The organism is Stenotrophomonas sp. TWI809 (assembly GCF_039673205.1).
GTDB lineage: Bacteria > Pseudomonadota > Gammaproteobacteria > Xanthomonadales > Xanthomonadaceae > Stenotrophomonas.
The window spans coordinates 93,669-115,768 of record NZ_JBDJLE010000001.1 but is presented as its reverse complement, the minus strand read 5'-3'; the positions used below and the strand labels follow the sequence as shown (position 1 = coordinate 115,768).

Below are 22,100 nucleotides of genomic sequence, written 5' to 3'. Positions count from 1 at the left end.
GCTTACTGCCCCGTGATCGCGGTGAGCATGGAGCGCACCTTGGATTCGACGAAGCTCAGCGAGGCGCGGTACTCCAGCGCGGCGCGGCCGTAGGCGGCGCGTTCGGCATCCGGGTCGACGGTGTTGCCGTCGATGCTCGGCTGCACGCCTTCCTTGGCGATCTGGAACGGGTTCAACCCGCCGCCGATCTCATAGTGCTTTTCACTGGTGGTCTTCAGCAGACCGTTGCCATCCAGGCCCTGGGCATTGCGCAGGGCGGCATCGAAGTCCAGGTCCTGGGCCTTGTACCCGGGGGTGTCGGCATTGCTCAGGTTGCTGGCGATCAGCTTCATCCGCTGCTCGCGCAACGGCATGGCCTGGGCGTGGACACCCAGATAGTTCGAAATCAGATTGGGCATGACGCACTCCCACGGGACGATGCCTGGGGCAGTGCAAGCGGCGTGCCAGAGGGGGCGGCGGGCCGCTCCCCGGCGGCGTGTTCACGCCGGGGTGGATCCACGCCGGGCGTGGATGTCGCCTAGCGGCCGGGGGTCATTCCGGCCGCGGTGGGCGGCGTGTCATGCCGCCATCGCCACCTTGCGCAGGCGGTCCAGCAGGAAGTCCGCCAGCTCATGCGGGGAGTACTTGGCCACGAACGCGTTCGCGCCGACCCGTTCCACCATCGCGTTGTTGAACACGCCCGACAGGGAGGTGTGCAGCAGCACGTACAGGCCGGCCAGGCCCGGGTGACGCCGGATTTCCGTCGTCAGGGTGTAGCCGTCCATCGCCGGCATCTCGATATCGGAGATCACCATGGCGTAGCGCTCGGCCGGGTTCTCGCCCGAAGCATGGATCTGTAGGAGGTGATCCAGGGCCTGCTTGCCGTCCGAGAGCAGGGTCGCCCCGACCCCCAGCTGGTCCAGCACGCTGCGGATCTGCTGGCGGGCCACGCGCGAGTCGTCCACCACCAGCACCTGCATCGGCGGGGCATCGGGCGGCAGGGCCATGGAGGGATCCAGCACCGCCTCACCGCGGATCTCAGCGATGTCGGCCAGCACGCTTTCCACGTCGATCACCTGGATCAGCTCGCCCTGGAAACGGGTCACGGCGGTCAGGTAGCTCGACTCGGCGCCCAGTTCGGGCGGCGGGTGGATGTCTTCGACGGCAATGTTGACGATGCGTTCCACACCGCTGACCAGGAAGCCCTGGATGGAGCGGTTGAACTCGGTCACCACCAGGTAGCCGGGCGCCTTGTCGGCATCGGGATCACGCTCGGGGTGGCCGATCGCCAGGCCCAGGTCCAGCACCGGCACCGAGCGGCCACGCACATCGGCCACGCCGGCGAACTGGCTGGGCAGCCCCGGCACCTGGAACAGGCCGGGACGGCGCAGGACTTCCTGCACCTTGAAGACATTCACGCCAAAAAGCTGACGTCCCCCCAGCCGGAACAGCAGCAGGGCCAGACGATTGTGGCCGGCCAGGCGCGTACGCTGGTCGATGCGGTTGAGCAGGTCATGGGACATGGGCTTGGTATCGGCGGCGGTGGCGATGACTTGAGCGCGGCGTGCGCCAGGCTTCGGCACGGCGCTTGCATCGTGCTGCCCATGTTCCTTGCCCCTGGAGTGCCCATGCGTTCTCTTGTCCTTGCCGCGCTGGTGCTGGTGGCGCCCGCCTGGGCCGCCGGCGGCTGGCAACCCGTGGACAGCATCCGCCAGGCGGCGCTGGGCACCCTCCCGGCCGGCAGCGAAGGTGACACCACGCTGGATTCGGCACTGCGCCTGCCGGCCTGCGGCCAGCCGCTGGCGGCCCAGCCAACCGGCAGCAGCACCGTGGAGGTCAGCTGCCCCGATGCGGGCGGCTGGCGCCTGTTCGTACCCGTAAAAGTGCGTCGCAACCAGACGGTGCTCATCCTCAACCGTGGCGTGGCCGCTGGAGAAACCCTGGCGGCCGCCGATATCACCACTGGCCAGCGTGATGCGGCCCGGATCGCCGGCGCCGCGTTGGCCGATCCGGCCGCGGCGGTCGGTCGCGTAGCACGCAGGACTCTCAGTGCGGGCAGCCTGCTGTCGGCCAATGACCTGGTCGCGCAGCGGCTGGTGCGGCGGGGCGACAGCGTCGCGCTGGTGTCGCGGCGGGGCGGGGTGGAGGTCCGGGTGGCCGGACGCGCCATGGCCGATGCCGGCGAAAACGAGCGGGTCTCGGTCGAGAACCTGTCGTCCCGCAGGATCGTGCAGGGCACCGTCGCGGCCAGCGGTGACGTTTTAGTGACGCGCTGAACACGATTGTGAATACGCGCCACTTTTCCGGCAAAACCTGCAATATTCCCCTAAAGATGGCGTCCGCCCGGCCGTTATCCCTTGTGAACCGCATTCCCAGGACAACTCCATGAGCCAGAAAATCGACGGCAACCTCCCGGCCACCGCCCATCTGCGCAGCGTCGCTCCGGGTAACAAGCCGAGCGTCAGCACCGATGCCCCGGCCCGTCCGGTGGAAGCCGCTGACAGCCTGCGCCTGACCGGCGAAGCCACCAGCCTGCAGACCCTGCAGCGTGAATTGTCCACGGCGCCGGCGATCGATGCCGGGCGTGTGCAGGCGGTGCGCGATGCGCTGCAGAACGGCAGCTACAAGATCAATCCTGACGCGATCGCTTCGCGCATGCTTGAGCTGGACCAGCAGCTGCAGGGATGAAGCTGGCGATGAGCGAGCCGCTGCAACGCCTCAGCGATGCCCTGGACGTCGAACGCCAGGCATTGGTCGAGCATGACGTGCACGCGCTGATCCGTGCGACCGGCGCCAAACTGGAAGCGCTTCGGGCGCTCGAGGCCGCGCTGCCGGTCGGCCAGGCCGAACGCGTGCAGGAACTGGCCGAGCGCAACCACGCCAACGGTGTGCTGCTGTCGCGCCGCCGCCGCGAGGTCAACTGGGCCCTGCGCCAGCTCGGCCGCAGTGAAGAATCCTCGGCGTATGACGCCAAGGGCCAGTCGCACATCCTGCATACCCGGCGGCCCCTCGCGGTCGCCTGATCTCCCCGTCTGGCGGCCCCCGGCTGCCGATGTGAACGTCACCGCGTATATTGAGCGCCTGTTTCCAGCCGCCTCGATGTGACCGTGACCGTAACTTCCGCCCTTGTCACCGCCCCGTTGCCCCCGCATCCGGTCCTGCTTGCCCTGTTTGAACGGATCAAGGAGGGCGTGCTGCTGTTCCGCGAGGATGGCAGCGTGGCGCTGGCCAATGCCGCCGTCAGCGAGATCCTCGGCCAGGCCGAGCGCGATGCCGCCCTCACCCCGGCGCAATGGCTGCGCCAGCTGCTGCCACCGGATGCGCTGGAACAGGCGCGCCTCAACGGCCACTGGAACGGCAGCCTGCCGGTCGACGAACGCATGGTCATCGCCCACGTCTACCATCATGACGATGGCGGCCAGCGGCACTATCTGGCCCTGTTCCGCCGCATCGAAGGCCAGGAGGATTACGAGCGCGAGCTGCAGCAGCGCCATGCCGAACTGCGCCAGGCCTACCTGCGCCTCAACGGCACCCAGGAAAAGCTGCTGCAGTCGGAGAAGATGGCCTCGATCGGCCAGCTCGCCGCCGGTGTGGCGCACGAGATCAACAACCCGATCGGTTATGTGCACTCCAACCTGGGCAGCCTGCAGGAATACCTGCGCAGCCTGTTCACCGTGATCGAAGCCTATGAGCGGGCCCTGCGTGCGCCGGACCCGAAGGCGCTGATCCCGGAAATCGATGACATCCGCCAACGCTTCGACATCGATTTCATCAGCCGCGATCTTCCGCAGCTGATGGCCGAATCACGCGAGGGCATCGAGCGGGTGACCCGCATCGTGCGCGATCTGAAGGACTTCTCGTATTCCGGCCGGGATGAGTCGTGGAAGCTGGTGGACCTGCATGCAGGCCTGGAATCCACGATCAACATCATCTGGAACGAGCTCAAGTACAAGGTGACCCTGCACCGCGAGTTCGGCCAGCTGCCGCTGGTGGAGTGCCTGCCGTCGGAGTTGAACCAGGTGTACATGAACCTGCTGCTCAACGCCGGCCACGCCATTGCCGACCGCGGCACGATCCATGTGCGCACCGGGGTGGAGGGCGACACGGTCTGGGTGGAATTCGAAGACACCGGCGGCGGCATCTCGCCGGACCTGCGCCAGCGCATCTTCGATCCGTTTTTCACCACCAAGCCGGTCGGCAGCGGCACCGGGTTGGGTCTGTCGATCTCCTACAGCATCATCAACAAGCACCATGGCCGCATCGATCTGGAGAGCACGCCGGGCGTGGGCTCCAAGTTCCGGCTGGTGCTGCCGATCAAACAGCCGCGCTGATCCGACAACCGTCGCGCCGGCCGCTGGCCCGCATTGCGCGGGCTTTCAGGTATCGCGTTCGGTTGGGCAAGAGCAGCCGACCAACGGTCGGCTCTACCAGGATCTCCGGCGCGTGCAACGTAGAGCCGACCGTTGGTCGGCTGCCGCCTCAATCCGCCTCAATCCGTCTAAATCCGTCTAAATCCGTCTAAATCCGTCTCAATCCGCCTCAATCCGACTCAATCCGACTCACTCCGCGTCAACCGCCGGCAGCGCTGGCGCCGGTGCCGTGTTCGCCCTGCGCTGTTCCTCGTGGGTGCGGAATGCCTGGTGGATGTGCTTGCGCAGCTCATCGTCGTTCCACGGCTTGGTCAGGAACCGGTAGATGGCGCCACGGTTGATCGCGTCGGTCACGGTGTTGAGGTCGGTGTAACCGGACAGCACCAGGCGGATCGTATCCGGGTAGAGCATCTTCACCCGGCCCAGGAACTCGGTGCCGCTCATGTCGCTCATGCGCTGATCGGACAGGATCACCTGCACGTCGTTGATGGCCAGCAGATCAAAGGCATCGCGCACATTGCCGGCAGCGAGAATGCGGTAACCGTCGCGACGGAACAGGCGCACCAGCGAGCGCAGCACGTTTTCTTCGTCATCCAGCAGCAGCAGCGTGCGGTCCGGACGGGTTTCTGCGAAGGCCTCCGGACGCAGGTAACGGCGGCGCAGGGTCATGCCGGCGGCATCGGCCGACATCGGCTCGCCGAACAGATAGCCCTGGAACACATCGCAGTCGTTGCGGCGCAGGAAGCCGAGCTGGGCCTGGGATTCCACGCCGTTGGCGATCACGGTCATGCCCAGCTGGTGGCCCATGGCGATGATCGCGCGGGCGATCGCGGCTTCGCGGTTGCCGGCCGGCGCGCTCTTGATGAAGCTGCGGTCGATCTTGAGCTTGTCCACCGGATACCGGACCAGCGCGCTGAGGCTGGAATCACCGGTGCCGAAGTTGTCCAGGCTCAGGCTGATGCCTTCGTTGCGCAGGTTGACCAGGGTTTCGTGCACGAAGTTGACGTTGTTGGTCAGCGCGCTTTCGTTGATCTCCAGCGTCAGCATCTGCGCCGGGACGCCAGCGGCCTGCATCAGCGACATGACCTCGGCGAAGAAGTTCGGGCGCAGCAACTGCAGGGTGGATACGTTCACTGCGATGGTGAAGTCATCGAAGCCCTGGTCGCGCCACAGCTTGGCCTGTTTGAGCGCGCCTTCCAGCACCCAGGTGCCGATCTGCACGATGATGCCCAGGCGCTCGGCGGTGCGCATGAAGCGCTCCGGCACCAGCATGCCCAGCGTGGGCGATTGCCAGCGCAGCAGTGCTTCCATGCCGACCACGTGGCCGTCGCGGGCGCTGACCAGCGGCTGGTAACGCAGTTTGAGTTCGCCATTGGGGATGGCGTCGACAATCTGGCGCGCGATGATGCTCTCGCTATGTGCGCTGGACGGCGTATCCACCGCGTGGATGCGCACCGCATTGCCGCCTTCGCGGGCGGCCTGGTGCAGCGCATCTTCGGCGTGGTCGAGCAGGCGCGACACGCCGGTGCCGTGCTCCGGGCACAGGCTCACGCCCAGCTTGCCGGTCATGAACAACGTGTACGGCAGCACCGACAGCGGCAGCTCAAGCTGCTGGCGGATTTCCTCGGCCAGGTCCTCGGGCAGCGGCATGTCCGCAGTGCGCGGCACGGCCAGCAGGAATTCATCGCTGCCGTGGCGCCACAGCTTGCCGCGCCCGCGCAGGTGGTGCAGCAGGCGTTGTGCGACCAGCACCAGGGCCTGATCGCCCACCTCCGCGCTCATGTTCTCGTTGACCGAAGCGAAGTGGTCGATATCCACGTGCATCAGCATCAGCGGCGTGCCGCCAGAGGCAGCCTCGGTCACCATGGCCTGCAGCTCGGGGTTGCCCGCGCCCAGGCGGGGCGGTGCATCCTCGATGCTGACCAGGGGCAGGGAAGGGTTCCACATGGGTCAGTGTTCCAGAGCGTCGTGAGCCGTCGCGCCGGCGGCGCGGTACGGCAGGTAAAGGTCGATCAGGGTACCGGCGCCGTGCGCCGATTCGATGCGTAATGTGCCACCCACGCTCTGCGCGCGCTCGCGCATCACGATCAGGCCCAGCCCGCGCGGGCCGTCCGGGTCGAAGCCCTCACCATCATCGCGGACCTGCAGGTGCAGGCCGTGGTCGTCCACATCGCGCAGGTGCAGGTTGACCTGGCTGGCGCGGGCGTGGCGCAGCACGTTGGTGAGGCTCTCCTGTGCGATGCGGAAGCACGCCTGTTCGATGTCGCCGGCCGGGCGTCGGGGCAGGGACTGGATGTCCGGCAGCAGTTCGATCGCCGCCGAGCGGAACAGCACGCCGGCCTGCCAGCGCAGTGCCGCTTCCAGCCCCAGCGCATCCAGCTGCGGTGGGCGCAGCAGGGTGGAAATGTCGCGCAGCTTGCCGACGGTCGCATCGGCCAGCTGGATGATCTGGGCAAGGTCTTCATCGCGGCGGGCGGCGTCCTGCTCGTCCTGGGCGGCGTAGGCAGACAGTTTCATCGCGGTGATCGCTTGGCCGATGTCGTCGTGCAGATCGCGCGAGATCGCCCGGCGCTCGTCCTCCTGCAGCGAGAACAGTCGCCCGGCCATCGCCTGCAACTCACGGTTGCTGGTTTCCAGCGCCTCGCGGATGCGCTCGGGCTCGCTGAGGTCGCGCACGATCAGCAGCTTGCAGTTGCGCCCGCCGTAGCGCACATCGCCGACCGCCAGGCCGGCCTGGAAGGCCTGGCCGTTGAAGCGGCGCATGCCGATCACTTCGCCAGCCCCGGCGCTCTGCAGGGGCAACTGGGCGAACAACTGCGCCCGCACGCGGGGCAGGTCGTCGTCGGTGACGAGGGCGGCCAGCGGTTCGCCGAGCAGGGTGTGGTGTCCGTAGCCGAATTGGGTGGCCGCGCAGGCATTGGCGTACAGCACGTGCTCCTCGGACAGGATCACCACGCCATCAGGCAGTACCCGCACCAGCTCGCGGAATTGTTCTTCGCGCTCACGCAGCAGGCGCCGCGACTGCTCGCGCTCGGTGACATCCTGCAAGGTGCCCAGCACGCGCGGGCGGCCGGCGTCGTCCTGGCCGCTCTCGGCGCGCAGGTGCACCATCAGGGCGCGCCCGTCCATCGCCAGCAACGGCAGTAGTACATCGATCTGCACGGGCTCGCCGGAGCTCATCTCCTGCAACAGTTGTTCGCTGAGCGCCGCCGTGGCCGGATCGGCCGGCACCAGCAGCTCATCGAACCGGTGCCAGCGCCGGGCGTCGGGCGCGCGCCGCCCGAGCAGGCGATACACCTGATTGGCGTACCGGCCCAGGCCAGTGGCCGGGTCGATCTCCCATGCGCCGATGCGCGCCATCTCGTGCGCTTCTTCCACCCGGGCCAGCGCCTGGTCGCGGCGCAACAACGCCTGGTCTTCGCGGGTGCGGTCGATCGCGATCAACAGACGCGCGCGACGGCCGCCGTAATCGATGAAATTGCTGCGCATCTCCATCCGCCGGGTGCTGCCGTCACTCAGGCGTAGGTCGGCGGTGATCACGCACAGTTGCTCGGGATTGGCGCGGATGTGGTCCAGCTTGGCCTCGAGCATGGCCTCGTGCCCGGGCGGCCACAGCGCGGTGATCGGCATCGCGGTGAAGGCCTCGCGGCTGAAGCCGAAGAAGCTGGCCGCGGCCGGGTTGACGTCCAGGATCGCCAGCGACGCCAGGTCGTAGACCAGGATCGGCCCGGGATTGCCTTCGAACATCTGCCGGTGGCGCGTTTCCGAACTCTCCAGCCGCGCGTGGGTGTGCAGCACGTGCTGGGCCAGCGGGCGCAGCAGCAGATAGATCAGGGCCGCGCTGGCGACCACGAAGAATGTGCCCTTGATGGTCTGCCACTGCGCGGCCGTCTGCAGATCCCCGGCCACCAGCTTGACCGCCGCGTCGCTGCTCAGGATCCACACCAGGGCCAGCACCAGGTAGGCCACGACCACACGCCAGCGGTCGCGGCGCAGATCGCGTGCCAGCGGGGTCTCGGCAGCGGGTTCGGAAGGGCCTGGCAGGCGGGTCGACATGGGGCAGGGCGGGGCCAATCGGACAAGGCGAGTGTCATCTTACCTGCCCCGGGCGAGGATGCAGGGCACCAGGGAACTCAATAAACCGCAATCTCCGCCGTTAACGATTGCGTTCCCCGGTTGTCGGGTGCGTTATCGGAGTTACAGGGCGTGGACCAAGGGATTATCGCGAGTCTGCTGCAGCACCCATTGGCCTCGGCGCTGGTGATCCTCGACCGTGCCGGTCGCCCGATCGCCGCCAACCCGGCCGCGCGCGAGCATGGCCTGCCGGCGACGGTCGCCGCCTACGGGGAGGTGCTGGAAGACCTGCGCCTGCTCGCCGCCGACGGTGGGCTGGTGCCCTGCCAGCTTCCCGGCGGGCCCGGTGGTCGCTTCGATGGCTGGATGCGCGCCGTGCACGATCCGGATGGGCACCTGCTGGCCTTCACCCTGAGCGTGCCCGAGCCGGTCGCCGCCTATGCGGGCAGCCGCTGGGAAGTGGCTCTGGATCACGCCGGGCACGGGCTGTGGGATTGGGATCTGCCCAGTGACAGTGTGCGCCGCTCACGGCGCTGGGACGGCCAGCCCATCGAAGATTCACACAGTCACGCCGACGGTGTCAGCGCTCTGCTGGAGAACGTCCACCCGGACGATCAGCCCGCGGTGCGCGTGGCGATGGATGCCCACCTGCGCGGCGAGAGCGATGCCTATACCACCCAGTTCCGTGCCCGCCACCCCAACGGGGAGTGGCGCTGGGTGCTGGATCGCGGCCGCGTGGTCACCCGAACGGCCGACGGCCAGCCGCTGCGGATGGTCGGCACCCACACCGACATCCAGGCCCAGAAGCAGATGGAAGCCCAGCTGCGCGAGCAGCAGGTGCACCTGCGCGAAGCCCAGCGGATCGCCAGCATGGGCAGTTGGTCGTGGGATCCGGAGGCGCGCCAGTTCTGGTGGTCGCCCGAGTTCCGGGCGCTGCTGGAGACCGGTGATGCACCGCTGCACGGCCGCCGCCACTGGCTGCGCCAGCTGGAGCCGCACTCCCGCGGCCGGCTGCGTGGCGCCTGGCGCCGGATGTGGCGCGATGGCGCGGCCACCACCCTGGAGCTGGAGCTGATTCGTGACAACGGCGGTGCGCTGCACCTGCGCGTGTGGATGCAGCCGTTGATCGGTCCGGACGGGCGGATCCAGCGCCTGCTCGGGCAGGTCCAGAACATCACCGAGCAACACCAGACCGATGCGCTGATCCGCTGGCGCACCGAGCTGCTCAACCGCGTTTCCGCGCTGGGTCGCATCGGCGGCTGCGAGATCGAGGTGGGCACCCGCCACATGCAGTGGACCGAGGAGTGCTATCGCATCCACGGCCTGCGCAAGGAGGCGATCAGCCTGGACCAGGCACTGAGCCTGTACACCCAGGACTCGCGCGACGCGTTCGAGGCAGCCCTGTTGCGGATCGCCGAGGGCGGGCTGCCCGAGCAGCTGGACCTGTGTTTCTACCGGCAGTCCGGGCTGCGCATCTGGGTGCAGGTGCTGATCGAGCTGGACCGCCGCGATGGCCTGCCGACCCGCTTCGTGGTGCTGTTCCGTGACATCACCCGCGAGCGCGAAGCCAACGAGCGCATCGAGCTTCTGGCGCATTACGATCTGCTCACCGGCCTGCCCAACCGCATGCTGCTGCGCGAGCAGACCGCAGACGCCATCGAGGAAGCCCGCGACCGCGGCAGCCCGCTGGCGATGCTGTTCATCGATCTGGATGGCTTCAAGACCATCAACGACACCTTCGGCCACGCCACCGGCGATGCGCTGCTCAAGGCGGCCGCCTCGCGCCTGCACCAGAGCCTGCGCAACAACGACCTGTTCGGGCGCTTCAGCGGGGACGAGTTCATCGTGGTGCTGCGCGACCTGGCCGCGCCGGAAGACGCGGGCCACGTCGCGCGCAAGCTGATCGCCTCACTGGCCGAGCCGCTGCACCGCGGCGAGAGCACGTTGAAGGTCGGCGCCAGCGTCGGCATCGCGATGCTCGACGACAGCCGCCAGGATTTCGAATCACTGCTGCGCGCCGCCGATGCGGCGATGTACGCGGCCAAGGAAGCCGGGCGCAACACCTACCAGTATTACAGCCAGGACGCGCTGGCCAAGATCCAGCGCAAGCTGGAGATCGAGCACGCGCTGCTTGGCGCGATCGAACGCGAAGAGTTCACCCTGGCCTACCAGCCCCTGATGCATGCCGAGAACGACCAGCCCCCGGCGATCGAGGCGCTGCTGCGCTGGCATCGCCCCGGCATCGGCTACTGCAGCCCGGCCGAGTTCATCCCGATAGCCGAGAAGTGCGGCGAGATCGTGCGCATCGGCGACTGGGTGCTGGCCGAAGCCTGCCGCCAGGCCGCCGCGTGGGACGCTGCCGGCCTGCAGTTCGACCGCGTGGCGGTGAACGTTTCGGCCGTGCAGCTGCGCGACCGCGGCTTTGCCGAGCGCGTGATCGACATCTGCCACGCCCACGGCTGGCCACCGCAGCGCCTGGAGCTGGAGCTGACCGAGTCCGCCCTGATCCGTGACACCGAGGTGCTGCGGCACTGCTTCGATGTGCTGGAGCGGCACGGCGTGCCGCTGGCCGTCGACGATTTCGGCACCGGTTTCTCGAACCTGCATTATCTCAATCGCTTCCCGGTCGGACGCCTCAAGATCGACCGCAGCTTCGTGCAGGGCATGCTGCACGATGCCGGCACCGCCGAAGTCACCCAGGCGATCGTGCATCTGGGCCATGCGCTGGGCATGAAGGTCGTGGCCGAAGGGGTGGAGACCGAGCAGGAAGAGGCGATGCTGCGCCGCCAGGGCTGTGATGAGATCCAGGGCTACCTGTACTCGCGCCCGCTGGCCCCGCGCGATCTGGCGCAGTGGTTGAAGCTGGGTACCCAGACGCCGCCACGCGAGAGTTATGCAGCGGTGACGCAAAGCGTTTGAGGGCGGCGTCGTCGCCCTGTGCGGGGCTGCCCGCCTGACCTGACTCTGAGAATCAGGCGGTTGCCAACGGCGTCGCCAGCCTGACTGGTGCAGCGCCCTGGCGAGATGCGGGAGGACTTCCTTTGCAGTCGATACTCGCCACCAGCGACTCTCACAACAGGATGGGCAGGCAGCAATGGCCGAGCGTGCGTTTACGTTCGGCTGTGTAGCATTCGATCCGGTAGTAGTCGCGCATCGGCAGGCTCACGCCAGGCAAGGCGGGAGGATATCCATGTTGAATGCCTTTCGCGGGTCCGCGACGGAGCAATTGTGCTCCGGTAACTGCATCGATACAGACTGATCGGGAGACGTGGCGGATGCCGCGCCGTCAGCGCGCAGCTGCACCCAGATCATCACCGCTCAAGCCCAGATCCCAGGCCAGGCCGGCGAGGGCAGGATCGATCGCGGGTGGCAGTGCGGCAATGGCGGGCGAGGGGCGCTTGGCCAGCTGCGCCAGTTCCTGCTGGGCAAGCTGCTCCAGCCGGGCGATCAGGGCGCGGCCCTGCAGTGGCGCAGCCGCAGCGGCAGGTGCGGCTGCGAGAGTGACGGCGTCACTGCCCGGCACCGCCGGCTCCAGCTCGGCGGGGACAACAGAGGCAACCGACAGCAGGGACGCGTTCAACATCAGGTAATCATCTGCAGCCAAGGCGGGTAGTGCAAGCACAACGGCCCCGGGGTAAACCGGGGCCGCAGGGTGTGCCGGGAAGGGCACGGTAACGCTGGATCAGAACAACTCGACCGCGCCGGCGGCCATGCTCTGCTGGGCGACGGCCTTGTGCGGCGGGCGCTCCCACTCGGTGCGCATGTCGCGCAGGCGGGTGCCGGTGCGCTGCAGGGCGGTCACGACTTCTTCGTCGAACACGCCGCCACTGCGATGCAGCAGTTCCTGCAGGGCCACCGCCTCGCGGTTGATCGCGGTCAGGCGATCCAGGTGGGTATGTACGCCGCCCAGGGCCTGGGTGGCGATGTCCTCGAACTGCAGGGCACGCACGGCTTCGGCGACGCTGCTGTCGATGGCGCGGCCGCACTCGGAGATCTCACGCATGCCGTCACCCAGCGATGCATTGATCTGCGCCACGTTGTCCAGCATCTGCGCCGCTTCATGGCGCGCTTCGCGGGAGCGGTCCATATCGCGGGAGGCCATGTGCGAGACGGTCTCGCGCACCTTGGCGATGGCGTCCTTGGAGCTGTGGGCCAGCTTGCGGATCTGCTCGTTGAAGGTGGTGGAGCGCTCGGACAGGTTGCGGACTTCGTCGGCGACCACCGCGAAACCGCGGCCGGCTTCACCAGCACGCGCGGCCTCGATGGCGGCGTTCAGGGCCAGCAGGTTGGTCTGGTCGGCAATCGACTTGACGTCTTCCAGCAGCGCGAAAATGCCATCCAGGTGCTGCGCCATCTGGTCGATGTGCTGCACGGTGGTGCTGCTCTGGCCGCTGACCTGCTCCAGCGCCTCGACCAGCTGCTCCATGCGATGGCTGGCGTGCTGGGCGAAACGGGCCACGTCGACGCCGGCACCACCTTCGTCACCGGCGCGGTCGACGATACGGGCCAGGGCCTGGCTCTGCTGGCGCGACTTGCGGTTCATGGCATCGAAGCTGCTGCCCAGGCCACCGACCGCATGTCGGATCAGATCGCGGGCACGTTCGACCTCGCCACGCGAGCCTTCGATTTCGTTGCCGACAAACGAGCGCAGCTCGGTCAGCAACTGGTCCTGCTCGCGCAGGATGCGGGCCTGCTCAGGCGAACGCTGGGTCTGGGCGCGGGCGCTCCACCAGGCAAACCCGAGCCAGCTGAGCGTCATCGTGCTCAGGATCGCCCAACGCAGGGCGGCTGGCCACTCGAAGCCGATGGCAAAGGGAAGCAGAAGGGTCAGGACCAGGGGGGCGGCCAGACGGATGAAGAGGCGTGAGTACATGGACGTTCTCGGGGAGGTGCACGGATGCTGTATCGGCCGTACCCCGGTTTGCTTTAGCCGTCCGCATGATTTTTCCGCCCGTCGCCCTCGACCCAAGGGGCACGAGGCTGGGCCGCCGATCCCGCCGGCGGCCCCTTCGCCGCGGCTCAGCGCAGCTGGCGCGCGACCGCTTCGAGCATCGTTTTGCGGGAGAACAGGAAGTCCCAGTACTGGCCGCCGGTCTGGCGCCACAGCACTGCCGAGCGGACCGCCGCCAACAGCAGGGCGCGGATCTCGGCGACCACGCCGGCCTGGCCGAGGTAGTGCGGATTGCCCTGGACCATCACGCGCGGCTTGAGGTTGCTGATGGTGTCTGCGTACAGGCCGCCCAGCGCAGCGAGCACGTCCGGGTGGGCGCTGTCGCCGAGCTCGCTGGCCTGGGCCTGGGCGCGCTCGATGCCGGTGCTGACCTTGGCCACGATCTCGTTCTCGCGCACGAACCGGCGCTCCAGCTGCAGCACGGACAAGGCCAGGCGAGGCAGGTGCTCATCCTGGCCCTGGCTGCTCAGGTAGTTGTGCAGCAGGCGCAGGCCCGGGGCGACATTGCTGGCGCTGCCGTAGATCTCCTGCGGGCTGGCCGCGTCAATGCGGAACACGCTTTCCACCGCGGTGCGGACCACGGCGGCTTCGGAGTGGCCGGTTTCGGCGATGCGGCGGACCTGCTGCAGGGCCTGGGCGATGCCGGCCAGAGCAAGAACGCGGTCGTCGACGGAAAAACTCATGCAGCAGATACCTCGAAAGGAGAAGGGGTGGCGCGAAGGCGCTGTTCCAGGGGGGCATCGGTGGCGGCGATGACGGCGCCGCCAAGGCAGACCTCATCGTCATACAACACCAGCGATTGACCGGGGGTGACGGCACGCTGCGGCCGGGCGAAGCGCACCTCCAGGGTGCCGTCATCGCGCACAGACACCGTGCAGGGTTCATCGGGCTGGCGGTACCGGGTCTGGGCAGTGCACGCGAACCGGCGCGCGGGCGGGGCGCCGGCGATCCAGTGGGCGGCCTCGGAGTGCAGCCGGGTGGACTGCAGCCACGGGCTCTCGCGGTCCTGGTCCACGTACAGCACGTTGCTGGCGACGTCCTTGCCGACCACATACCACGGCGCCGCCGGCCGGCCTCGCACGCCGCCGATGTTCAGGCCCTCGCGCTGGCCGAGCGTGAAATAGAACACGCCGGGATGTTCGGCGATCAGGGCGCCATCGGGATCGCGGATCTCGCCTGTTTTCGCCGGCAGATAGCGGCCGAGGAACTCGCGGAAGTCGCGTTCGCCGATGAAGCAGATCCCGGTGGAATCCTTCTTGGCGTGGGTGGGCAGGCGCGCGTCCCGGGCAATCCGGCGCAGGTCGTTCTTCTGCAGATCGCCGATCGGGAACAGCGTGGCGGCCAGCTGTTCCTGGCCCAGCTGGTGCAGGAAGTAGCTCTGATCCTTGCTGCGGTCGGCACCACGCAGCAGTGCCCAGCGGCCGCCGACCTGCGCGACACGGGCGTAATGCCCGGTCGCGATGCGCTCGGCGCCGAGCTCACGCGCGGCATCGAGGAAATGCTTGAACTTCACTTCGCGGTTGCACAGCACGTCCGGATTGGGCGTGCGGCCGGCGGCGTACTCGGCCAGGAAGTGTTCGAACACCCCTTGCCAGTACTCGCTGGAGAAATCGCGGAAGTGGAACGGGATGCCGAGCAGGCCGCACACGGCCACGGCATCGCGGCGGTCATCTTCGGCGCGGCAATCGCCGCTGCCGTCATCGGCCCAGTTCTGCATGAACAGCCCGGCCACCGGCTCGCCCTGCTGGACCAGCCGCCAGGCCGCGACGGAGGAGTCCACGCCGCCGGAGACACCGACCATGATGCGCGGGGTGCTCATGCAGCCTCCTTGACGATGGAGAGCGGGTGGCGCTGGCCCGCCAGGTAATCTTCGACCACCTGCCAGACCAGTGGGCTGCGCAGGCGGTCGGGATCGGCCTTCAGCTCGGCCGGGGTCAGCCAGAGCGCGCGCAGGATGCCGTCGTCCAGCGGCCGGTCGGGATCGTGCGACACCGGTTCGGCCGCGTAGGCAAAGCGCAGGAACGGCGTGCCATCCGGGGCGGTCCACTGGTAGGTACCGATGAAGGCGCTCAAGCGCACCGTCCAGCCGGTCTCTTCCAGCGTTTCACGCACGGCAGCCGCCGCCAGCGATTCGTCCGGCTCCAGGTGCCCAGCGGGCTGGTTCAGCACCTGGCGCCCGTCGATCGCCTCCTCGACCAGCAACAGACGCCCATCACGCACCACCACGGTGGCCACGGTGACATGGGGCGTCCAGCGCGGTTCCTGCACGGCATTCACTTCAGTATTCGTCCTGCTCGGTCAGTTCGAGTTCCATGGCGTCCGCAGTGCGGATGGCCGCATCGATGGCGTCGCTGAGTTGCTCCGGGGTGGCAGTGGCATCGACCTTGACCACGAACATCGCCAGCTGGTCCTGCTTCACCCAGGCACCCATCTTGGCATCCTGCGAGTCTTCCAGCAGGCGGTTGGCGACGGCAGCGGGGAACTGCTTGCCCGGCGAATTGTAGGCCGGCGACCAGATCTCACGGATCTTGTGCTTGCCGAACTCCTCGACGGTGGAGCGCACGAAGGCCAGCTGGCTGCGGCCATCATCCATGTCGAAGACCATCTTGTAGTCGCCGTCCTCGTCCACCTCGTAGGTGTACTTCAGCGTGTCCAGGGCACGCCCGACCGCCTTGTCCGGCTCGGCCGCATGGGCGCCGGTGGCAGTCACGGCCAGCAGCAGTGCGGCAGCAATCCTTTTCATGAAATCCCTGTGAAGGTCTGGTTGGAGAGTGCAGATTGTGAAGGGCGGCGGGGGGCAACGTCCAATCCGGGGGCTGGAGCCCTATAATGTGGGGATGCCCCGCGAGACTTCCCACGAAACTCATCACGACCATGGCGTGCTGCTTGAGCCTGCACGCCCTGAGGTCGCGCCACCGCCGATGTACCAGGTGATGCTGTTGAACGACGACTACACCCCGATGGATTTCGTGGTGACGGTCCTGCAGCACTTCTTCTCGATGGATCTGGACCAGGCCACCCAGGTGATGCTTCACGTGCACACCCGCGGTCGCGGCGTGTGCGGGGTATTCACCCGCGAGGTCGCCGAATCCAAGGTCGCCCAGGTCAACGAGTTCTCGCGCATGAACCAGCATCCGCTGTTGTGCACGATGGAAAAGGCCAGCGGCTGACGTTCTGGCGGGCCTGCACTGCGTGTGCCCGCGATCCGCACTGTTCCACCAACACTGACATCCGGCCCTCAGCGGCCGGCGTGTCCCTGCGCCGTGCCTGCTACGAAGCCCGCTCTGGCGGTCCGACGATGGCGCGCGCGCCAGTCCCTCCCGCCGCCACCCGCGGGCCGCTGCAGCAGCGTTGGCTGGCCGTGACATTGCCATCACGGCCAAGCTGCCATTTCGTGGCCGGAAGATCGTGCATGATGGAGGCTCGTCGAATGGACGGAGCGGTCAGGCAAGTGCTAACGCCGTCTGAACGCACTGATCCGCTAGGGTGATGGAAATCGTGAAGGTTGGCCGCATATTGTTCCTAACTGCCGCCGGAGTTAATCATGTTCAGTAAAGACCTCGAACACACCATCGGACAGTGCTACAAGCGCGCCCGTGAGGCCCGGCATGAATTCATGACGGTGGAACACCTGCTGCTGGCACTGCTCGACAACCCGTCCGCCCAGGCCGTCCTAAAGGCCTGCGGCGCGGATGCCGACCGCCTGCGCCAGGAACTGGAACAGGCCATCGAGGCCTCGGTCTCGCGCCTGGCCGAAGATGATGGGCGCGATACCCAGCCGACGCTGGGCTTCCAGCGCGTGCTGCAGCGCGCGGTGTACCACGTGCAGTCCTCGGGCAAGAAGGAAGTCACCGGCGCCAACGTGCTGGTGGCGATCTTCGGCGAGAAGGACTCGCACGCCGTGTACTACCTCAACCAGCAGGACGTCACCCGGCTGGATATCGTCAACTACCTCTCCCATGGCATCGCCAAGCTGGGCGAGGAGGGCGAAGTGCCGCCCGCCGCCGATGGCGAGGGCCGCACCGAGGGTGCCGAGGGCGAAGGCAAGGGCGATGCCCTGGCCGAGTTCGCCAGCAACCTCAACGACCAGGCCCGCAACGGCAAGATCGACCCGCTGGTCGGCCGTGCCGATGAAATCGAGCGCACCATCCAGGTCCTGTGCCGTCGCCGCAAGAACAACCCGCTGTACGTGGGCGAGGCGGGCGTGGGCAAGACGGCGATCGCCGAAGGCCTGGCCAAGCGCATCGTGGAAGGGTCGGTGCCGGATGTGCTCGCCGATGCGGTGATCTATTCGCTGGACCTCGGCGCGCTGGTGGCCGGGACCAAGTACCGCGGCGACTTCGAAAAGCGCCTGAAGGGCGTGCTGACCGCGATGAAGAAGCTGCCCAATGCGGTGCTGTTCATCGATGAGATCCACACCATCATCGGTGCCGGGTCCGCCTCGGGCGGCACCATGGATGCCTCCAACCTGATCAAGCCGGCCCTGGCCTCGGGCGAGCTGCGCTGCATCGGCTCGACCACCTTCCAGGAATACCGCGGCATCTTCGAGAAGGATCGGGCCCTGGCCCGCCGTTTCCAGAAGATCGACATCGTCGAGCCGACGGTGGGTGAAACCTACGAGATCCTGCAGGGCCTCAAACCCAAGTACGAAGCGCACCACGGCGTGACCTACGCCGATGACGCGCTGCAGGCTGCGGTGGATCTGTCGGTCAAGCACATCAACGACCGCCTGCTGCCGGACAAGGCGATCGATGTGATCGACGAAGCCGGTGCCCGCCAGCGCCTGCTGCCGGACGGTGAGCGCAAGGAACTGATCGACATCGAGGAGATCGAGACCATCGTCGCCAAGATGGCCCGCATCCCGGCCAAGCAGGTCAGCGCGACCGACAAGGACGTGCTCCAGCATCTGGAGCGCAACCTGAAGATGGTGATCTTCGGCCAGGACCCGGCCATCGAGACACTGTCCTCGGCGATCAAGCTGGCCCGCTCGGGCCTGGCCAATCCGGAAAAGCCGATCGGCAACTTCCTGTTCTCCGGCCCGACCGGCGTGGGCAAGACCGAGGTGACCAAGCAGCTCGCGCTGCAGCTGGGCATCGAGCTGGTCCGCTTCGACATGAGCGAGTACATGGAGTCGCATTCGATCAGCCGCCTGATCGGTGCCCCTCCGGGCTATGTCGGCTTCGACCAGGGCGGCCTGCTGACCGAGAAGATCGTCAAGACCCCGCACTGCGTGCTGCTGCTGGACGAGGTGGAAAAAGCCCACCCGGACATCTTCAACATCCTGCTGCAGGTCATGGACCGCGGTGTGCTGACCGACACCAATGGCCGTGAGGCGAACTTCAAGAACGTGGTGCTGGTGATGACCACCAATGCCGGCGCGGCCCAGGCCTCGCGGCGTTCGATCGGCTTCACCCGCCAGGACCATGCCACCGACGCGATGGAGGTCATCCGCAAGAGCTTCACGCCGGAGTTCCGCAACCGTCTGGATGCGATCGTGCAGTTCCAGGCGCTGGGCTTCGAGCACATCCTGCGCGTGGTGGACAAGTTCCTGATCGAGCTGGAAATGCTGCTGCAGGAAAAGCACGTCAGCCTGTCGGCCACCCCGACCGCGCGCGACTGGCTGGCCCACCATGGCTTCGATCCGCTGATGGGTGCCCGCCCGATGGCGCGCGTGATCCAGGACAAGATCAAGCGTCCGCTGGCCGACGAGCTGCTGTTCGGCAAGCTGGTCAACGGTGGCAAGGTCAGCATCGACGTCCGCGACGACCAGCTGTTTGTCGAGACCGAGGCCGAGCCGGAGCGTCTGTTGCCGGCCACGGTGTAATCGGGTCGCAGGTGTTGTCGAGATGAATGCAAAAGCCCCCGAAAGGGGGCTTTTGTTTAGGCGGGCGTGGGCGCTTGGTCGATCACTGGCGCGCGCGCGCCTTACGTGTGAATTCCTCGGCGGTGATCGGATCAACGGCACTGATCGCGCAGCTCTGTCCATTGGTGCGCAGCTTGCTGGCCCCTGCGCCGCAGAGTTGGCCCTCCCGGCCGGGCGTGACAAAGGCGAGCTTCGGCGACATCGCGGCGCTGCTGCAGGAGCGTTCGAAACGCACCAGGTAATGCTGGTCGCCATTGCGCAGCAGCACGTCGCGGTCAGCCCCGTTGCGTACCAGCTGTTGATCCGCGGAGAGCGTGATGCAGTCGCCGGGGGCTGTGGGTTCGGCGGCCTGGGCCGACGCGGCGGCCAGACAGGTGATCAGGAGCAGGGGAGACAGGTACTTCATGGCGGGGGCCATCGGGTCATGATCCGGATTGGATCGACCGCCAGCGTGGACCGTTGCGTGCCAGGGCGAATCTGCATCAAGGCATCCTGACCGACGTCAGGGTGCACTGGGTCAGGGTGTCGCTTGGCAGGGTAAGGCCGCTGCCGGGGGAATGCCGCCCACGCGAAAAGGCCAGCACCTGGCTGGCCTTCTGGCGGGAACAACCCCCGGACCGCTTATTTCATGCGGTAGGTGATGCGACCCTTGGTCAGATCGTACGGGGTCATTTCGACCTTGACGCGGTCGCCCGTCAGGATGCGGATGTAGTTCTTGCGCATGCGGCCGGAGATGTGGGCGATGATTTCATGCCCATTTTCCAGTCGTACGCGGAAAGTGGTGTTCGGCAGCGTCTCGCTGACGGTGCCTTCGAACTCGATGGAGTCGTCTTTCGACATGTAGTCCTGTGCAGTTCTGTAACCGGCCGAGCTGGCCTGAAGAGCGGGCATTTTACGCGCGTCGGGCGTTTGATGCAAAGTTTTGGTTAAGGCCGGTCCGGATCGGCGATTTCGGCGGCGGCCAGTGTGCCGAACAAATCCACCCAATCGCCTGCGGCGGCTGGCTGTTGGACCTGTTCACGGACCAGTGCGAGAAAACGCTGCCGGGGCCAGTGCTCAGCGCCCATGCGCAGGAGATGGTCATTTTCGACCTGCGCATCGATCAGCGGCCACCCCCAGCTGGCCAGCCGATGGGCCAACCCGGCCAGGGCGACCTTGGAGCCGCCCGAGACCGCACTGAACATGCTCTCCCCAAAGAACATCCGCCCGATCGCCACCCCGTAGATGCCGCCGACCAGGGCATCGCCATCGAACACCTCCACCGAGTGCGCGAAGCCGAGACGGTGCAGGTCGACGTAGGCGTCGCGCATGTCACGCGTGATCCAGGTGCCGTCCTGGCCGGGGCGTGGGCTGGCCGCGCAGGCATCGATCACCTGCTCGAAACAGGTGTCGGCCCGTAGCGTCCAGGTGCTCTGCCGGAGCGAGCGGCGAAAGCGGCTGGACAGGTGCACGCCGTCGGTACGGAACACCATGCGCGGGTCCGGCGACCACCACAGCAGCGGCTGGCCTTGGGAGAACCACGGAAAGATACCGCCGGCATAGGCATTGAGCAGCCGCACCGGCGAGAGGTCGCCGCCGAGCGCCAGCAGGCCATCCGGATCGCGCAGCGCGGTCTCCGCGGGCGGGAAGGGAGCGTCCGGCGCATCGTCCAGGCGCCAGGGCAGCCGGCGGGTCATGCCAGGTCGGCCTTGAACGGACTGTGCGACGCCAGTACACGTGCGTAGTGGGCGACCTCGGCGCGCTCCTGTGCGCACCACGCAACCAGTGCCTCGGCAAAGGCGGGCTCGGCGATCCAGTGCCGGCTGCGCACCCGGTGCGGCAGGAAGCCGCGCGCCAGCTTGTGCTCACCTTGGGCGCCGGGCTCGAAGCGGGCCAGTCCTTCGCGCAGGCAGTAGGCGATGCCCTGGTAGTAGCAGGTCTCGAAATGCAGGCCGGGCAGGGTGGCGCCGCCCCAGTAGCGCCCATAGAGCGTGTCTGCGCCACGCAGGCACAGCGCACCGGCGACCGGCTCGCCATCGAGCACGGCCAGGAAGATCACCAGCGCGCGCGGCATCGTGCGGGCGAGATGCTGCAGGAACGGCAGCGTCAGCGCGGGCGAGTTGCCGTACTCGGCGAAGGTCTGCAGGTAGAAGCCGTGCATGGCGCGCAGATCGGCCTCGGTCGCCTCATCGCCATGCACGATGCGATACGTGACGCCGCTGCGCGCGAGCTTGGCCCGTTCCTGGCGGATGTTCTTGCGGTGCTTGTGGTCCATCGCGCCGAGGAAGTCGTCGAAGGTCTCCCAGCTTCCGGGGTTGTGCCACTGGAATTGGATGTCCTCGCGCAGCAGCCAGTCCGGGCTGAAGGCGGGGTCTTCGTCGGCGGGGTGGAAGTTGATGTGGGCAGAGGGCCAGCCCAGGCGCGCCACTTCGCCCGCCAGCGTTGCCAGCAGCGCGCCACGATCTTCTGTCGTGCGGGCGAGCAATCGCGGGCCTGTCACCGGCGAATACGGCACCGCGCCCAGCCACTTGGGGAAGTAGTCCAGCCCGTGCTGGGCGTACGCGTGGGCCCAGGCGTGATCGAACACGAACTCGCCGTGGGAGTTGTCCTTGAGGTAGCCGGGGATCGCCGCGACCAGGGTGTCCCCGTCCCACAGGGTGAAGTGGCGCGGGCGCCAGCCCCACTCCGGGCGCAGGCAACCGTGTTCTTCCAGACCAGCCAGGAAGGCATGCGACAGGAAGGGGTTGCGGCCGTCGTGCAGGGCGTCCCAGGCAGCGGCGGGGACATCGGACAGGCGATGCAGGAAACGTGGATCGGGCATGGGCAGAGGATAGAGCAGGCGGGACGGACGCAGGGCGTGCGGAACGTACCGGTCAGTAAAAAG

Annotated in this window: 21 protein-coding genes; 7 read left to right on the top strand and 14 right to left on the bottom strand. The window is 67.3% G+C overall.

Annotated features, from left to right (window positions below; genetic code table 11):
• Positions 1 to 2: 2 nt before the first annotated feature.
• Together flgB and ABE472_RS00520 are read right to left on the bottom strand one after the other, a co-directional pair.
• Positions 3 to 398 (bottom strand): flagellar basal body rod protein FlgB, encoded by a 396-nt coding sequence (gene flgB, locus ABE472_RS00525; protein WP_152150781.1) that lies wholly within the window; start codon positions 396 to 398, stop codon positions 3 to 5.
• A gap of 159 nt (positions 399 to 557) precedes the next feature.
• The gene (locus ABE472_RS00520) at positions 558 to 1,502 is read right to left on the bottom strand and encodes a chemotaxis protein (protein WP_346462269.1); all 945 of its coding nucleotides are present in this window, start codon (positions 1,500 to 1,502) and stop codon (positions 558 to 560) included.
• Positions 1,503 to 1,607: 105 nt separating this feature from the next.
• Here ABE472_RS00520 and flgA point away from each other — a divergent pair, with 105 nt between their 5' ends.
• The 4 genes from flgA (at position 1,608) to ABE472_RS00500 (ending at position 4,310) form a co-directional block, all read left to right on the top strand.
• On the top strand, positions 1,608 to 2,255 hold the full coding sequence (gene flgA, locus ABE472_RS00515; protein WP_346465012.1) for a flagellar basal body P-ring formation chaperone FlgA: 648 nt from the start codon (positions 1,608 to 1,610) through the stop codon (positions 2,253 to 2,255).
• Between the two features lie 109 nt (positions 2,256 to 2,364).
• A complete protein-coding gene (gene flgM / locus ABE472_RS00510; protein ID WP_313212294.1) occupies positions 2,365 to 2,667 on the top strand; it encodes a flagellar biosynthesis anti-sigma factor FlgM in 303 nt (100 codons plus the stop codon).
• A gap of 2 nt (positions 2,668 to 2,669) precedes the next feature.
• Positions 2,670 to 3,002, top strand: coding sequence for a hypothetical protein (locus tag ABE472_RS00505; protein WP_026070037.1), 333 nt, complete (start codon positions 2,670 to 2,672; stop codon positions 3,000 to 3,002).
• Positions 3,003 to 3,086: 84 nt separating this feature from the next.
• On the top strand, positions 3,087 to 4,310 hold the full coding sequence (locus ABE472_RS00500) for an ATP-binding protein (protein ID WP_313212295.1): 1,224 nt from the start codon (positions 3,087 to 3,089) through the stop codon (positions 4,308 to 4,310).
• Between the two features lie 228 nt (positions 4,311 to 4,538).
• On the opposite strand, the gene ABE472_RS00495 is transcribed toward ABE472_RS00500, so the two are convergent.
• Complete coding sequence (locus ABE472_RS00495) at positions 4,539 to 6,296, bottom strand: EAL domain-containing protein (RefSeq protein ID WP_346462273.1); 1,758 nt, start codon at positions 6,294 to 6,296, stop codon at positions 4,539 to 4,541.
• 3 nt (positions 6,297 to 6,299) lie between these two features.
• Complete coding sequence (locus ABE472_RS00490; protein ID WP_346462275.1) at positions 6,300 to 8,405, bottom strand: PAS domain S-box protein; 2,106 nt, start codon at positions 8,403 to 8,405, stop codon at positions 6,300 to 6,302.
• A 150-nt stretch (positions 8,406 to 8,555) separates the two neighbouring features.
• Here ABE472_RS00490 and ABE472_RS00485 point away from each other — a divergent pair, with 150 nt between their 5' ends.
• Positions 8,556 to 11,342, top strand: coding sequence for an EAL domain-containing protein (locus tag ABE472_RS00485; RefSeq protein WP_313212298.1), 2,787 nt, complete (start codon positions 8,556 to 8,558; stop codon positions 11,340 to 11,342).
• Positions 11,343 to 11,709: 367 nt separating this feature from the next.
• Here ABE472_RS00485 and ABE472_RS00480 read toward each other — a convergent pair whose 3' ends face one another.
• The 6 genes from ABE472_RS00480 to ABE472_RS00455 form a co-directional block, all read right to left on the bottom strand.
• A complete protein-coding gene (locus ABE472_RS00480) occupies positions 11,710 to 12,006 on the bottom strand; it encodes a hypothetical protein (RefSeq protein WP_313212299.1) in 297 nt (98 codons plus the stop codon).
• Positions 12,007 to 12,105: 99 nt separating this feature from the next.
• Complete coding sequence (locus tag ABE472_RS00475) at positions 12,106 to 13,296, bottom strand: methyl-accepting chemotaxis protein (protein ID WP_121036770.1); 1,191 nt, start codon at positions 13,294 to 13,296, stop codon at positions 12,106 to 12,108.
• 146 nt (positions 13,297 to 13,442) lie between these two features.
• Positions 13,443 to 14,057 (bottom strand): high frequency lysogenization protein HflD, encoded by a 615-nt coding sequence (gene hflD, locus ABE472_RS00470; protein WP_152150794.1) that lies wholly within the window; start codon positions 14,055 to 14,057, stop codon positions 13,443 to 13,445.
• Positions 14,054 to 15,193, bottom strand: coding sequence for a tRNA 2-thiouridine(34) synthase MnmA (mnmA, locus tag ABE472_RS00465; RefSeq protein WP_313218289.1), 1,140 nt, complete (start codon positions 15,191 to 15,193; stop codon positions 14,054 to 14,056). The genes hflD and mnmA overlap by 4 nt, the downstream gene beginning before the upstream one ends.
• Positions 15,190 to 15,651 carry an NUDIX hydrolase gene (locus ABE472_RS00460; protein ID WP_313212301.1) on the bottom strand — a complete coding sequence of 154 codons (462 nt, stop codon included), beginning with the start codon at positions 15,649 to 15,651 and terminating at the stop codon, positions 15,190 to 15,192. Before ABE472_RS00460 ends, mnmA begins: the two co-directional genes overlap by 4 nt.
• 1 nt (position 15,652) lies before the next feature.
• Entirely contained in the window at positions 15,653 to 16,117 is a 465-nt protein-coding gene (locus tag ABE472_RS00455) for a YbjN domain-containing protein (RefSeq protein WP_313212302.1), read from the bottom strand.
• A gap of 94 nt (positions 16,118 to 16,211) precedes the next feature.
• Here ABE472_RS00455 and clpS point away from each other — a divergent pair, with 94 nt between their 5' ends.
• Together clpS and clpA are read left to right on the top strand one after the other, a co-directional pair.
• Positions 16,212 to 16,544 (top strand): ATP-dependent Clp protease adapter ClpS, encoded by a 333-nt coding sequence (gene clpS / locus ABE472_RS00450; RefSeq protein WP_121036775.1) that lies wholly within the window; start codon positions 16,212 to 16,214, stop codon positions 16,542 to 16,544.
• A gap of 374 nt (positions 16,545 to 16,918) precedes the next feature.
• On the top strand, positions 16,919 to 19,198 hold the full coding sequence (clpA, locus tag ABE472_RS00445) for an ATP-dependent Clp protease ATP-binding subunit ClpA (protein ID WP_313212303.1): 2,280 nt from the start codon (positions 16,919 to 16,921) through the stop codon (positions 19,196 to 19,198).
• Positions 19,199 to 19,280: 82 nt separating this feature from the next.
• Here the strand turns inward: clpA and ABE472_RS00440 are convergent, their stop codons facing one another.
• The 4 genes from ABE472_RS00440 to ABE472_RS00425 all read right to left on the bottom strand — a co-directional run bounded on the left by ABE472_RS00440 (position 19,281) and on the right by ABE472_RS00425 (position 22,037).
• Entirely contained in the window at positions 19,281 to 19,643 is a 363-nt protein-coding gene (locus ABE472_RS00440) for a hypothetical protein (protein WP_070471582.1), read from the bottom strand.
• Between the two features lie 215 nt (positions 19,644 to 19,858).
• Entirely contained in the window at positions 19,859 to 20,077 is a 219-nt protein-coding gene (infA, locus tag ABE472_RS00435) for a translation initiation factor IF-1 (RefSeq protein ID WP_005409596.1), read from the bottom strand.
• 86 nt (positions 20,078 to 20,163) lie between these two features.
• Positions 20,164 to 20,913: a leucyl/phenylalanyl-tRNA--protein transferase gene (gene aat / locus ABE472_RS00430; protein WP_346465009.1), complete on the bottom strand. Its 750-nt coding sequence runs from the start codon at positions 20,911 to 20,913 to the stop codon at positions 20,164 to 20,166.
• Positions 20,910 to 22,037 carry a GNAT family N-acetyltransferase gene (locus tag ABE472_RS00425; protein ID WP_346465007.1) on the bottom strand — a complete coding sequence of 376 codons (1,128 nt, stop codon included), beginning with the start codon at positions 22,035 to 22,037 and terminating at the stop codon, positions 20,910 to 20,912. Before ABE472_RS00425 ends, aat begins: the two co-directional genes overlap by 4 nt.
• Positions 22,038 to 22,100: the final 63 nt, after the last annotated feature.

Bases quoted from the DNA above. Each gene is read 5' to 3' on its own strand.
- flgB (WP_152150781.1), bottom strand. From the start codon at position 398: ATGCCCAATCTGATTTCGAACTATCTGGGTGTCCACGCCCAGGCCATG.
- ABE472_RS00520 (WP_346462269.1), bottom strand. From the start codon at position 1,502: ATGTCCCATGACCTGCTCAACCGCATCGACCAGCGTACGCGCCTGGCC.
- flgA (WP_346465012.1), top strand. From the start codon at position 1,608: ATGCGTTCTCTTGTCCTTGCCGCGCTGGTGCTGGTGGCGCCCGCCTGG.
- flgM (WP_313212294.1), top strand. From the start codon at position 2,365: ATGAGCCAGAAAATCGACGGCAACCTCCCGGCCACCGCCCATCTGCGC.
- ABE472_RS00495 (WP_346462273.1), bottom strand. From the start codon at position 6,296: ATGTGGAACCCTTCCCTGCCCCTGGTCAGCATCGAGGATGCACCGCCC.
- ABE472_RS00490 (WP_346462275.1), bottom strand. From the start codon at position 8,405: ATGTCGACCCGCCTGCCAGGCCCTTCCGAACCCGCTGCCGAGACCCCG.
- ABE472_RS00480 (WP_313212299.1), bottom strand. From the start codon at position 12,006: ATGTTGAACGCGTCCCTGCTGTCGGTTGCCTCTGTTGTCCCCGCCGAG.
- ABE472_RS00475 (WP_121036770.1), bottom strand. From the start codon at position 13,296: ATGTACTCACGCCTCTTCATCCGTCTGGCCGCCCCCCTGGTCCTGACC.
- hflD (WP_152150794.1), bottom strand. From the start codon at position 14,057: ATGAGTTTTTCCGTCGACGACCGCGTTCTTGCTCTGGCCGGCATCGCC.
- mnmA (WP_313218289.1), bottom strand. From the start codon at position 15,193: ATGAGCACCCCGCGCATCATGGTCGGTGTCTCCGGCGGCGTGGACTCC.
- ABE472_RS00455 (WP_313212302.1), bottom strand. From the start codon at position 16,117: ATGAAAAGGATTGCTGCCGCACTGCTGCTGGCCGTGACTGCCACCGGC.
- clpS (WP_121036775.1), top strand. From the start codon at position 16,212: ATGCCCCGCGAGACTTCCCACGAAACTCATCACGACCATGGCGTGCTG.
- clpA (WP_313212303.1), top strand. From the start codon at position 16,919: ATGTTCAGTAAAGACCTCGAACACACCATCGGACAGTGCTACAAGCGC.
- ABE472_RS00440 (WP_070471582.1), bottom strand. From the start codon at position 19,643: ATGAAGTACCTGTCTCCCCTGCTCCTGATCACCTGTCTGGCCGCCGCG.
- infA (WP_005409596.1), bottom strand. From the start codon at position 20,077: ATGTCGAAAGACGACTCCATCGAGTTCGAAGGCACCGTCAGCGAGACG.
- aat (WP_346465009.1), bottom strand. From the start codon at position 20,913: ATGACCCGCCGGCTGCCCTGGCGCCTGGACGATGCGCCGGACGCTCCC.
- ABE472_RS00425 (WP_346465007.1), bottom strand. From the start codon at position 22,037: ATGCCCGATCCACGTTTCCTGCATCGCCTGTCCGATGTCCCCGCCGCT.